8 protein-coding genes are annotated in these 12,602 nt (G+C 60.4%); 6 read left to right on the top strand and 2 right to left on the bottom strand.

Translation table 11 applies throughout. The annotated features are described in order from the left end of the window. The first annotated feature begins 205 nt into the window (after nt 1-205). A complete protein-coding gene (locus MME58_RS26785; RefSeq protein ID WP_055006051.1) occupies nt 206-1,870 on the top strand; it encodes a putative bifunctional diguanylate cyclase/phosphodiesterase in 1,665 nt (554 codons plus the stop codon). Between the two features lie 12 nt (nt 1,871-1,882). On the opposite strand, the gene MME58_RS26780 is transcribed toward MME58_RS26785, so the two are convergent. Next, nucleotides 1,883-3,265 carry a NorM family multidrug efflux MATE transporter gene (locus MME58_RS26780; protein WP_055006052.1) on the bottom strand — a complete coding sequence of 461 codons (1,383 nt, stop codon included), beginning with the start codon at nt 3,263-3,265 and terminating at the stop codon, nt 1,883-1,885. Between the two features lie 157 nt (nt 3,266-3,422). Here MME58_RS26780 and MME58_RS26775 point away from each other — a divergent pair, with 157 nt between their 5' ends. The 5 genes from MME58_RS26775 to MME58_RS26755 all read left to right on the top strand — a co-directional run bounded on the left by MME58_RS26775 (nt 3,423) and on the right by MME58_RS26755 (nt 11,317). After that, nucleotides 3,423-4,343, top strand: a complete 921-nt coding sequence (locus tag MME58_RS26775) for a LysR substrate-binding domain-containing protein (protein ID WP_055006053.1) — start codon at nt 3,423-3,425, stop codon at nt 4,341-4,343. Between the two features lie 184 nt (nt 4,344-4,527). Further along, complete coding sequence (locus MME58_RS28020; RefSeq protein ID WP_054985019.1) at nt 4,528-6,504, top strand: methyl-accepting chemotaxis protein; 1,977 nt, start codon at nt 4,528-4,530, stop codon at nt 6,502-6,504. Nucleotides 6,505-6,933: 429 nt separating this feature from the next. After that, entirely contained in the window at nt 6,934-8,586 is a 1,653-nt protein-coding gene (locus tag MME58_RS26765) for a Na/Pi cotransporter family protein (protein WP_055006054.1), read from the top strand. 57 nt (nt 8,587-8,643) lie between these two features. Beyond that, entirely contained in the window at nt 8,644-10,020 is a 1,377-nt protein-coding gene (locus MME58_RS26760; RefSeq protein WP_055006055.1) for a M16 family metallopeptidase, read from the top strand. A gap of 97 nt (nt 10,021-10,117) precedes the next feature. Further along, the gene (locus MME58_RS26755) at nt 10,118-11,317 is read left to right on the top strand and encodes a DUF5924 family protein (protein WP_055006056.1); all 1,200 of its coding nucleotides are present in this window, start codon (nt 10,118-10,120) and stop codon (nt 11,315-11,317) included. Between the two features lie 3 nt (nt 11,318-11,320). Here MME58_RS26755 and MME58_RS26750 read toward each other — a convergent pair whose 3' ends face one another. Beyond that, nucleotides 11,321-12,562, bottom strand: coding sequence for a nucleoside recognition domain-containing protein (locus tag MME58_RS26750; RefSeq protein ID WP_055006057.1), 1,242 nt, complete (start codon nt 12,560-12,562; stop codon nt 11,321-11,323). Nucleotides 12,563-12,602 lie beyond the last annotated feature (40 nt).

Here is a 12,602-nt window from a genome sequence, read left to right as displayed (position 1 = left end):
GGCGGTATGAAGAGTCGTCTGCAAAAAAGGTCGGGCATTTTAACAGGCCCACGGGTTTGTGCAGCGGTCATCGTAGTCAGACAGTGACTGCTATCTAATTCTTCTGTTTTTGTTACATTTGCGCCGCGACGCGACGATACGTGTATTTGTCACGCTCCTGCGGGAGTGCGGCCACCGGTTTTTCCTTTGCACTTAGGAAGTTAGATTGCCTACACCTGTCGAACCCCTGCGATTGCTGTTATTGGCGCACGAACCTTTCTGGCATGCGCTGCTGTGCGGTTGCCTCACCACGCCGGGCAGCAACGTAATCCTTGTGAATGGCGCAAACTGGGACGTTTTCAGTGCCAGGTACGGTAGCGAGCGCAATACCGTGCTGTTGACGACGCCGGATTTGCAGCCCAGAACCGGAACCTGCCTGTTGCCTACCGTGGTGCTCCTTGAAAAGGAGCCGCTGGTCGGACCGACCGGCGTCAGCGACTGGCTGGTGCGTGATGCGTTGACCGGCGACGCGCTTCGGCGCTGCCTGCGCTACGTCCACGAGCGCTGTCGCCTGGAAGACAGCCTGCGGCGTCTCGTAGGCCAGGATCCGTTAACCGGCATCGCCAACCGCCAGGGTTTTCAGGCCTTGTTGACGGCGCGTCTGGCCGAAGGCGGCAGTCTGGCGCTGGGGCATCTGGACCTGGACAACTTCCGCCGCGCCAACGATTCGCTGGGGCATCAGGCCGGTGATCGCCTTATCCTGCAAGTGGTGGCGCGCCTGACAAACCAGCTCGAAGCGGGTGATCAGATCGCACGCCTTGGCGGCGACGAGTTTGCCCTGTTGATCGACACCCGTGCGACACCCGCACGCGCCCTGCAACTGGCCGAGCGGATTACCGATGTTCTGTCCGAACCCTATTGGGTCGATGGCGAAAGCCTGCTGCTGGGCTGCAGCCTGGGCATCGCTCACTCACAAGCCCGGCCCGAAGCCGACCCGCTGATGTGGCACGCCCACATCGCCATGCGTCAGGCCAAGAGCATGCAGGGCTGCACCTATCATCTGTTTGACGAGCGCATCAACCGCAACGCCCGCAGCCTTGCCGATCTGGAAGGTGAATTGCGGCGAGCCTTGCGACGCGATGAGCTGGAGCTGCATTACCAGCCGCGACTGTGCCTGGACACCGGTCGTATTGTCGGCCTGGAAGCGCTGGTGCGCTGGCGCCATCAGGAGCGCGGGCTGCTGCCGCCCGGTGAATTCGTACCACTGGCCGAGCAAAGTGGCCTGATCGTGCCGCTCGGCTACTGGGTCATCTTCCGTGCACTGCGTGACATGCAGGCCATGCGCGAGCAAGGCTTTGCGCCACTGCACATGGCAATCAACCTGTCATTCCGGCAATTTCAGGACAGCCAGTTGCTACCGACCCTGAGCCGCCTGATCGAGGAGCACAAGGTCGATGCGCACTGGCTGGAGTTCGAACTGACCGAAACCGCCGTGATGCGACGCAGCGATCAGGTCAGACAGACCATGGACGCATTGCGACAGCTGGGTGTGCGCTTTTCGCTGGATGATTTCGGTACGGGCTATTCGTCGTTCATTCACCTCAACAGCCTGCCCATCGCGCTGCTCAAGATCGACATGGGCTTCGTCGAACAGATGGAATTACGCGAAGAGAACTGCAAGCTGGTCAACGCCATGATTAATCTGGCTCACAACCTGAACCTGGAAGTGGTCGCCGAGGGGGTGGAAACCACCGGGCAACTGGAACTGCTGCGCGGTTTCGGCTGCAACCAAGTGCAGGGCTATCTGATCAGCAGGCCGCTGCCGATGGAGGATCTGGTGAGTTACCTGCGCTCGGAAGCCGCTCATGCGCACGTATCACACTCTGGATGACGGCGAGCCGGATCAGCCCGGCACCGCCACCCCGGCTGTGTCCTGACGCAACAGGCGAGCCGTCTTCCATTCAAACGCATACGTCAGGGCCACTGCCGAGCAGAACAGGCCCAGCGCCAGGCCCCACCAGACGCCTGAAGCGCCAGCATCGGTAAAGAAGCCGAGCAGCCACGCGGCAGGCGCGGCGATCAGCCAGTAACAGCCCAGACCGATCAGGAACGTGGTGCGTGCGTCCTTGAGCCCGCGAATCGCGCCCATCGCGATGGTCTGAGTACCGTCGAAAAACTCGAACAAGGCCGCAATGGCCAGCAGTTTTGCCGCCAGCACGACAATCTCGGCAAACGCCGGGTCATTGATATCCAGAAACAGGCCGATGACCAGATGCGGTGCCAGCCAGAACAGCATGCCGAACATCAGCATCACGCAGCCGCCAAAACCGATACCCAGACGGCCGGCCATGCGCACCATGACCAGGTTGCCCGCACCGTAATGCTGGCCGATACGCATGGTGACCGCGTAGGACATGCCCACTGGAATCATGAACGCCATGGACACGGTCTGCAGGGCAATCTGGTGCGCTGCCATTTGCGTGCTGCCCATCGCGCCCATGCAGAACGCTGCGAAGGTGAAAAGACCGACTTCCACTGCGTAGGTCCCGCCAATCGGCAATCCCAGACGCCATAACTCTTTCAGGTGGCTGCGCGACAGCTTCGAAAGCCCGGTGCTGATCGGGTATGCCGCATAGGCCGGATGGTGTCTGATGTACAGCGCCAGGGCCAACGCCATGCAGTTGGTCACGATGGCGGTGACCAACCCGATCCCCATCAACCCCAGATTGGGCAACCCGAGCCATTGGTGGATCATCGCGTAATTGAGCACGAAGTTTGCTGCTGCACCGGCCAGACTGATGGTCATGACCGGCCCGGCACGCCCGAGTGCACTGGTAAAGCCACGCAATGCCATGAAGCTGAGCAGGCCGGGGAGGGCAAAGGGCAGGGTGATCAGAAATTGACCAGCCATATGCACGTTGGCTTCAGCCTGGCCGAACTGCAACAGGATCGGCTCAAGGTTCCACAGCAACAGTGCGGCGATCAGCGCCATGCCCCATGCCAGCCAGAGACCGGCCTGGGTCAGCCGGGTCGCTCCTTCGGTATCGCCCGCGCCGTGGCGGATCGAGACCAGCGTGCCGACTGCAGCCATCACACCCACGCAAAAGAACGAGACGAAACTGTACGTGGCGGCTCCCAGGCCGCCACCCGCCAACGCTTCGGGGCCGATCTTGCCCATCATCACCGTGTCGGTGAACACCATCAGCATGTGCGCCATTTGCGACGCAATCAGCGGCCCGGCCAGGCGCAGGATGATCCAGAGTTCTTTGAAGGCGGGCTGTTGCATGGTGGCGGTGCTCTACGGCGAGGGAACGATTGAGCAGCGTATTCTGGGCAGGTCCACGGCTAAACACAAAACGATAAATGCGATGCTCAGCATGACTAAAACTCATCCGAAGCAATTTGCAGTACAGTAGCGACTCTTTGCTCGCAGGAAGCTCCCCATGCCTCGCAGTCTCCCTCCTCTCTATGCACTAAGGGCATTTGAAGCTGCGGCACGGCATACCTCTTTCACGCGGGCGGCCGAAGAACTTTCGATCACCCAGAGCGCAGTAAGCCGTCACATACGCACGCTCGAAGAGCACTTTGCCTGTCGTTTGTTTCAGCGCAACGGACGTAACCTGCAGTTGACCGAATCGGCGCGAGCGCTACTGCCCGGCGTACGCGATGGGTTTCTGGCGCTGGAGCGAGCCTGCAGCACCTTGCAGACCGACGAGGGCATTCTGCGCATGAAAGCTCCCTCGACACTGACCATGCGCTGGTTGCTGGCGCGGCTCAGTCGCTTCCGTCACCTGCAAGTGGGCAACGAAGTGCAACTGACCAGCGCGTGGATGGATATCGATGCGGTGGACTTTACCCGGGAGCCTTTCGACTGCGCGATTCTGCTCAGCCACGGGCACTTCCCGTCGGATTGGGAGGCCACTTTGCTGTTCCCCGAGTTGTTGATTCCGGTGGGTGCGCCAACGCTGTTACAGGACCCGCCCTGGGACGTCGAACGGCTGGCGAAAGCTGAACTACTGCATCCCACCCCCGATCGACGTGACTGGCGCTCCTGGCTGAACCGAATGGGGCTGGCAGACAAGGTGTCGCTCAAGGGCGGGCAAGTGTTCGATACGCTTGAACTGGGAATGATCGCAGCGGCACGCGGTTACGGGGTGTCGATGGGCGATCTGCTGATGGTCGCCGAAGACGTGGCACAGTCCCGCCTGAGCCTGCCGTGGCGAACGGCAGTATTCAGCGGTGAGAACTACTATCTGGTCTGGCCGCGTACAAGGCCCGGCGTAGAGCGGTTGCGGCGTCTCAGCGATTTTCTGCAGGCGGAGGTCAACGCTATGGAGTTGCCGTTAGTTGAAGTACTGCATTAAAAATTAGTTTAGTATTGAACTGCCATCATTCGTTAATGTCGCGCTTCGCACTCAAGTAACGACCTTGGTGGCCGAAGCATTGCTTAACTACCGCCTGTTCAGGCGGCACAACATACTCACTAATTTATCAGCTGAATGGTAAGCCACGGACCCGGCAACTCCAATCATTCGGCACGGAGTCTCTATGTCCAAGCCCCGTACCCGAATTGCTTCGCAACTCGGTATTGCTCTGGCTGTGATCCTGGCCGTGGTCATCAGTGGCAGCACGCTGTTCGCGCTGCGGTCTCTGGACGCGTCCAACCTGGTGATTCGCGAAGAACACATGTCGAGCGAAGCCAGATTGCTCGCCGACCAGCTCAACACGTTTCACAGCACCTTGCGCGACAGCACTCAGCGTTTGAGTGGGCTGTTCGAAAAGCGCTTTGCCGCGGGCCTGAGCCTGCAACCCGACAAGCCGGTCACGGTCGCGGGCACATCCACGCCAGGCCTGTTTCTGCGTGACACCGCGCTGAACAACGATTTCACCGAAGTCGATGAATTCCGCTCAATGACCGCAGGCGTGGCAACGATTTTCGTGCGTAGCGGCGACGACTTCATCCGTATCAGCACCTCCCTGAGCAAGCAGGATGGCACACGCGCCATCGGCACCGTGCTGGATCGCAAGGGCGCAGCCTACGAACGTTTGATAGCCGGTCAAAGCTACGTTGGCAAAGCAGTATTGTTTGATCGCTACTACATGACTCAATACAGCCCGGTTCGCGACAGCAGCGGCAAGATCATTGCGGCGCTGTTTGTAGGGTTCGATTACACCGATGCACAGAAAACCCAGTTCGATAACCTGAAGAGCTTCCGCATCGGCTCCACCGGCTCGCTGGCACTGCTGGACGAAAAAGGCACCTGGCTGGTGCCGCCGGCGGGCGTCAAGTCGCTGGACAGTGCCGCCAAGTCGGTTGCCGATCTGGCCAGCAAACCGGGCAAGGCACAGTTCTGGAATGACGGCGATGACGACTACTACAGCGTTGGCCAGCCATTCGCCGGTGGTCCCTGGACAGTCATTGCCAGCATGCCGCGCGACGAAATCAGTGAAGTGACCTGGAACGTCGGCACGCAATTGGCCATCGGCAGCCTGCTGGCCATGTTGATCGCAGTCATCAGCGCGATCTGGCTGCTGCGCAGCAAGCTGCGTCCTCTGTCCGAACTGGTACGCCAGGCCGATGCACTGGGTGCGGGCGACCTGAGCGTACGCCTCAATGTGACCAGCAACGACGAGATCGGCCAACTGTCGGGCAGCTTCAACAAGATGAGCGAAGCGCTCTCATCGATGGTGTCGCATATACGTACCGCAGCGCAGGAAGTCAGTACCCGCGCCCATGCGTTGTCCGGCCTGTCGGGTGGTGCCTACGAGGGCATGGAGCAACAGTCCGGAGAGATCACCAGCATGGCCGGTGCCGTCGAGGAGTTCAGCGCCACGTCGATGAACATTGCCGACAACATGAGCAATACCGAGCGTCTGGCGCAGGAAAATGCGCAGCAGACGCGCATCGGTCGTACGTCGATGGAAGAAGCGTCTTCATCGCTGCAACAGATCGCGACCTCGCTGAACAGCACGGCTACAGTCATCGACACGCTGGGCCAGCGCTCGCAGGAAATCGGCAGCATCGTCGGGGTGATTACCTCGATTGCCGACCAGACCAATCTGCTCGCGCTCAACGCCGCCATCGAGGCAGCGCGCGCTGGTGAGCAAGGTCGCGGCTTTGCCGTGGTGGCTGATGAAGTCCGCAGCCTGGCCTCGCGTACACGTGAAGCCACAGACGAAATTTCCGGCATGATCGCCAGCATCCAGCAGGAAACCGGCAACGCCATCAGCACGATGCAACAGGGCAACACCCTGATGCAGGAAGGTCTGTCGCTCAACGCCAAGGTGGCCTCTGCACTAGCCCAGATCGACGAACAAAGCCGTTCGGCCGGTCACCAGTTCGCCGCCATCACCACGGCGACCCAGGAGCAAAGCAGCACTGCCACCATGCTCAGCAGCAATCTGCAAAGCATTGCAATGGCTAACAGCGAACAGCGCCAGGTGATGTCCAACCTGACGGTCACTGCCCAAGAGCTCAATGGGCTGGCGACCGAACTGCGTAACGAGGTTGACCGGTTCCGTTGAGGGCCGCTGGAGCATGAAGGACGAGAGGTGCGACTATCGCACCCATGCTCCACGTGGGTATGCCGTTCTGGACGCTCTGCGTCCTCTCGTGAATAAGCGGTGTGGGGTAAATCCATGACGCAGAGCGTCACGAAAGGCATTCCCACGCTGGAGCGTGCGGAACGGTAATCCCCACTGTCGTGCCGAAGTTTTTCAGCCATCGTGCGACGCTCCGCTTCGCATGCTGTTCTGGACGCTCCGCGTCCGGTGTTGCGTTTGCGGTGCGGATTTATGACACTTTTATTTCAATGAATCCCACCCTGTGCGATGCTGGCGCCAAGGCCGATGGCCGACTAAAAGCTTAGTAGAGCGTTACACCCATCCCCGCTCGCTACACGCTGCATCTTTCAATTCATCGCCTGAACGGGCAAACCTCAGGGGGCTTTCAGCATGCTGACCCTGCTCGATTTGCTATCTGCCGTCGCCCTGTTGATATGGGGCACGCATATCGTGCGCACGGGCATCCTTCGCGTTTACGGTGCCCAACTTCGTCGTTTACTCAGCCAGAACATGGCAAAACGACCCTTGGCGTTCATCGCCGGTATTCTGGTGACGGCCATGGTGCAGAGCAGCAATGCCACCGCCATGCTGGTGACATCATTCGTGGGTCAGGGGCTGATGACGCTCACACCGGCGCTGGTGATCATGCTCGGGGCCGATGTCGGCACTGCCTTGATGTCCCGCGTGTTGACGTTCGATCTGTCGTGGCTGTCGCCGCTGCTGATTTTCCTTGGCGTGGTGTTCTTTCTTTCCCGCAAGCAGACTCGTGCAGGCCAGTTGGGACGGGTGGGCATTGGCCTGGGCCTGATCGTACTCGCCTTGCAGTTGATCGTTGCGGCTGCCGCGCCGATTACCCAGGCGGCAGGGGTCAAAGTCCTGTTTGCCTCATTGACCGGCGACCTGTTGCTGGATGCACTGGTAGGCGCCATGTTTGCGCTGATCTCCTATTCCAGCCTGGCGGCGGTGTTGCTGACGGCCACACTGGCGGGCACCGAAGTCATCGGTTTGCCAGTCGCAATCGGCCTGGTGATCGGTGCCAACATCGGCAGCGGCCTGCTGGCGTTCCTTAGTACCAGCATGCAGAACGTGGCCGGGCGGCAGGTTGCGTTGGGTAGCCTGCTGTACAAGCTGTTCGGCCTGTTGCTGATCATCCCGGTGCTTGACCCGCTGGTTGCCTGGATCGACACGCTGGGCTTTCGTCCGCAGGAGCTAGTGATCGGCTTTCACTTGATCTACAACACGCTGCGCTGCCTGATCATGGTGCCTACCGTCAGCCAGATGGCGCGGTTGTGCGCGGCCTTGCTGCCCCGGCAGAACGAAGTCGGTGGTCTGGCCAAACCTCGCCATCTGGACCTGACCGCACTGTCGACACCCAGCCTCGCGCTGGCCAACGCCGTGCGCGAAACGCTGCGCATGGGCGATCTGATCGAAAGCATGCTGGGCTCGATGCTTGCGGTGCTGCGCGGCACGCAGACCGCCGTTACTCAGGAAGTACGGCGTCTCAACGATGACGTGGAAGCACTCTACAGCGCGATCAAGCTTTACCTGGCGCAAATGCCGCGTGAAGACCTCGGCGAACACGATAACCGTCGCTGGGCCGAGATCATCGAACTGACCATCAACCTGGAACTGGCCAGCGGCCTGATCGAGCGCATGCTGCGCAAGATCCAGCAGCAGAAGACTTCGCACCGTCGCTCCTTCTCCGAAGTGGGCCTTGAGGAACTCGCCGATCTGCAGATCCAGTTGCAGGCAAACCTGCGCCTGGGTCTCTCGGTATTCCTCAGCGGCGACGAGGAAAGTGCGCGCCAGTTACTGCGTGAAAAGCGGCGTTTCAGGGCCCAGGAGCGCCGTCTGGCACATGCGCACGTCAGCCGTCTGCGGCAGAAAGTCGTGCAGAGTATCGAGACCAGTTCGCTGCACCTGGAGCTGATCGCCGACATGAAGCGCCTGAACTCGCTGTTTTGCAGCAGCGCCTATGTGGTGCTGGAAACCGCTGACACAGGAGCCCTGGCAAGCGAGGCCGAGCCCGAACGATCACTATGAACGTAAGGGCCGAGGTGAAGTCTGTTAAACATACCGGCCCGCCAGGAAAGCTGTTTTATGCGTTGCCTGCTGTTCGCTTGTCTGCTCCTCGGTTCACTCCCCACGTTTGCCCTTGACCGCCTTCAGGTCGAGGGCTACCTGCTGCACAATGGTTTGCAAGTTCTTCTCAAGCCCGGTTACGAAAAGGGTCACGTGGCCATACGGCTGGTGGTAGGCATCGGTTTCGATGACTTCCCCTGCCAGGACAAGGAACTGCCACATCTGCTCGAACACCTTCTGTTCAGCGGGGTTGATGACAGCGGGGAAGGCGGTCTGGAAGAGCGCATGCAGGCGCTGGGCGGCGAGTGGAACGCGTTCACCAGCAACACCGATACCACTTTCGTGATCGAGGCACCGGCGCGGAACCAGCGCAAGGTCCTCGACCTGTTGCTGGAGATCATGACCAGAACCGAGCTGAGCCAGGCTCGGCTGGATGGCGTCAAACGCGTGGTCGAGCGCGAAGATGGCGGACACTTCTCGCACTTGCAGCGCTTGCTTGACCGACGCGACTCCGGGCGCAGCGCCAGCAGCCAACTGGCAGTGGAACTGGGCCTGAAATGCGCTGAACGCCCTGAAGTGGATGGCATCAAGCTGGCGTATATCGAAGACGTGTTCGCCAACTGGTATGCGCCCAACAACATGACGCTGATTGTGGTCGGCGACCTGGACAAGCTGTTGCCGGCCTATCTGGAGCGCACCTATGGCAAGCTTGCGCCCACCGACCCGATCGATCACCCGCCGCTGGCGCAAGGTAACGCTTCGGCCGAGCCGCGACGCGAGCTTGAGCGTGGCGGGCTGGGTGAGAGTGCCAAGCTGCACCTGATCTATCCTGAGCCGCAGCTTGACGACCAGCACGACGAAACCTGGGACCTGGTCAAAGCCTATCTGGACTGGACGCTCTACACTGAGCTGCGCCTTAAACACAGTTTGTCCTACGGCCCTTCTGCAGAGCGGGAAGTGTTCGGCGATGTCGGATTCCTGAGCCTGAATGCCGACGTTGAACGGGACGATATCGGAGAGGCCGAACGAGACATTCGCAGTCTGGTCGAGCGTCTGCAAAAGGAAGGCATGCAGCCTGCGACGTTTGCGCGGCTGCAACAGCTCGCTATCGACCGGCAATCGTGGGCCACCCAAGGCAATAGTGCCTTGGCGGACTATTATTGGAGCGCGCTCAACGATTATGAAAACGGACGCTTTGACGACCCTGCCAAACGCATCAAAGCGGTGAAGCTGGAAAAGGCCGATCAGGCCATGCGCCAGTTGCTTGCCCAACCGGGCTACATGCGCATTGAAAAACCCCTGTTCAGCTATGACGGCCTGTATTGGCTGATCGGCGGGGTACTGGGACTCATCGCGTTGTTGGCCATGTGGCGCTGGTGTGTACGCAACAAATAGAATCCCGACGCCGAACTGCACCGCTGGTGCGGGCTCCGCGCTGCGTCTGTGACGCGGCACGGTTTTTTTGTATGAACAGAACCGAGTGAACCACCGAATGTTTGACGTCAACCGCTACGTGACACCCGTGCTCAACTTGATGCAGCGCTATCCGGGGCTCATCGCAGCGTTTGGTTTCGTTTCCGGTATCGCCAGTTTCATTCTGGTCGATCGCCAGGCAGGGCTGGCAACCTGGATCGCGGTGGTGATGCTGATCAGCTGGCTGTGGCTGATGGTCGAAAATACCATGGTCGGGTTGCTCAACAAGGCGCTGGGACGCGAGATTCCGCAGGGTTTGCTGCGCTACGGCACGCAGATGATCCATCAGGAAAGCCTGTTCTTCGTGCTGCCGTTCTTTTTCATCACCACTACGTGGAACAGTGGTCAGGCGGTATTCACTGCGGTGCTCGGGGCCGCCGGGCTGATTTCGATCATTGACCCCCTCTACTACAAATGGCTGGCACCCAGGCGCTGGCTGTTCATGACGCTGCACACCCTGACGCTGTTCGCGGCACTGCTGACCGCGCTGCCGATCATCCTGCACCTGACCACTGCCGAGAGTTACAAACTGGCCTTGGGCGTGGCGATGCTGCTGTCGGCGCCCAGTCTGATGTCGAATTTCCCGCTCAACACCTGGCGCAGCGCACTGGCCGTGATCGGCATCATTCTGGCCATCGGCGCGGCAGGCTGGCTGCTGCGCTCCTGGGTACCGCCAGCGACCCTCTGGTTGACCGAGGTGGCAGTCAGCCCGGATTTCGATAACAAGAACCGTACACCGGGCGACAGTATTTCGCTGATCAGCGCCAAACAACTGCGCAATGGCGGTCTGTATGCGTACACCGCCATCAATGCGCCGCGCGGCCTGGATGAACGTATCTACCATGTGTGGTGGCATGAAGGCGAAGAGATGGACCGGATCGCGCTGGACATCCACGGTGGACGCAAGGAAGGCTATCGCGCCTGGACACGCAAGCAGAACTTCCCGCAGGACGTGACAGGGCGCTGGCAGGTAAGGGTGTTGACCGAGGACGGCCAGATGATCGGCGTGCTGCGTTTTGTCGTCACCGACGATGATCAACCGGCAGTGAAGCGACCTACCGGGCGGATAATCAAGCTCAAACCGGGCGGCGACTCGGCCGAACAGACCACACCTGAATCGCCCCCAGCCGATCAGCCGAAGCAGGGCGGTGCGCCCGCTGAGTCGGCACCCACTGAGTCGGCGCCTGCTGAATCGGCGCCCCAGGCTCCGGCGCAATAAGGCTCAGGAAGCGGTCGCGCCGAAGAACCAGTAGCAGACGAAAATCGCCGCCACCACGCCGGAGAACTCGGCCAGCAGCGCGCAACCCACAGCATGGCGAGCGCGCTGAATGCCTACAGCCCCAAAATACACCGCCAGCACATAGAACGTGGTTTCAGTGCTGCCCTGAATCGTTGCGGCGGCCAATGCCGCGAAACTGTCCACGCCCTGGGTCTGCATGGTTTCGATCAACAGGGCCCGGGCGGCGCTGCCGGAGAAGGGTTTGACCATCGCGGTCGGCAGCGCATCGACGAAGCGTGTATCCAGCCCCAGCCATTGCACCAGATGCCGAATGCCTTCCAGGCCAAAGTCCAGCGCGCCGGATGCGCGCAGCACGCCCACTGCGCAGAGCATGGCAACCAGGTAAGGTAACAGGCTCTTGGCGACGTCGAAGCCTTCCTTCGCACCTTCGACAAAGGCCTCATAGACCAGCACTTTACGCAGCGAACCGATGATCAGAAACATCATGATCAGGCCGAACAATGTGAGGTTGCCTAGAATGGACGACAGTCCCGCCAGTGCTGCGGCTGAAAGCGTACCGAGAAAAGCCATGAAAGCGCCCAGCAGCATGGAGCCGGGGATGAGGTAGGCGAGCACCACCGGATCCCACAGGCGCAGGCGCTGCATGAACGCTACCGATAACAGGCCGACAAAGGTCGAGACGCTGGTGGCCAGCAGGATCGGCAGAAACACCAGGGTCGGGTCAGGGGCACCCTGCTGGGCTCGATACATGAAGATCGTCACCGGCAGCAACGTCAGGGATGAGGCGTTGAGCACCAGAAACAGAATCTGCGCGTTACTGGCCGCGGTCTTGCTCGGGTTGAGCTCCTGCAGCGAACGCATGGCTTTCAAGCCGATAGGCGTAGCGGCGTTGTCGAGCCCCAGCGCATTGGCGGCGAAGTTAAGGGTGATCAGTCCCAACGCCGGGTGGCCGGGCGGCACTTCCGGCATCAGACGCAGAAACAGCGGGCCGAGCACCTTGGCCAGCCAGTCGACAATGCCCGCCTTCTCCGCAATGCGCAAAAAGCCCAGCCACAGGGTCAGTGTGCCAAACAGCAGAACCATGACCTCGACCGACAGCTTGGCCATGGCGAAGATACTTTCGACCATCGCCGCAAAAATGCCAGCGTTGCCACCGACCAGCCACTGCACCAGCGCGGAAACCGTCGCCACGACAAAAAAACCAAGCCACAGGCCATTGAGCATCGGATAAGTCCCTCACAAGATGCGGCGATGATAGCGGCCG

This window comes from Pseudomonas syringae pv. tagetis (assembly GCF_022557255.1).
Classification (GTDB): Bacteria; Pseudomonadota; Gammaproteobacteria; order Pseudomonadales; family Pseudomonadaceae; genus Aquipseudomonas; species Aquipseudomonas caricapapayae.
This window is presented reverse-complemented; position numbering and strand designations above follow the sequence as displayed.

Coding starts and splice junctions, on each gene's coding strand:
- MME58_RS26780 (WP_055006052.1), bottom strand. CDS start 3,265: ATGCAACAGCCCGCCTTCAAAGAACTCTGGATCATCCTGCGCCTGGCC.
- MME58_RS26760 (WP_055006055.1), top strand. CDS start 8,644: ATGCGTTGCCTGCTGTTCGCTTGTCTGCTCCTCGGTTCACTCCCCACG.
- MME58_RS26765 (WP_055006054.1), top strand. CDS start 6,934: ATGCTGACCCTGCTCGATTTGCTATCTGCCGTCGCCCTGTTGATATGG.
- MME58_RS26755 (WP_055006056.1), top strand. CDS start 10,118: ATGTTTGACGTCAACCGCTACGTGACACCCGTGCTCAACTTGATGCAG.
- MME58_RS26775 (WP_055006053.1), top strand. CDS start 3,423: ATGCCTCGCAGTCTCCCTCCTCTCTATGCACTAAGGGCATTTGAAGCT.
- MME58_RS26750 (WP_055006057.1), bottom strand. CDS start 12,562: ATGCTCAATGGCCTGTGGCTTGGTTTTTTTGTCGTGGCGACGGTTTCC.
- MME58_RS28020 (WP_054985019.1), top strand. CDS start 4,528: ATGTCCAAGCCCCGTACCCGAATTGCTTCGCAACTCGGTATTGCTCTG.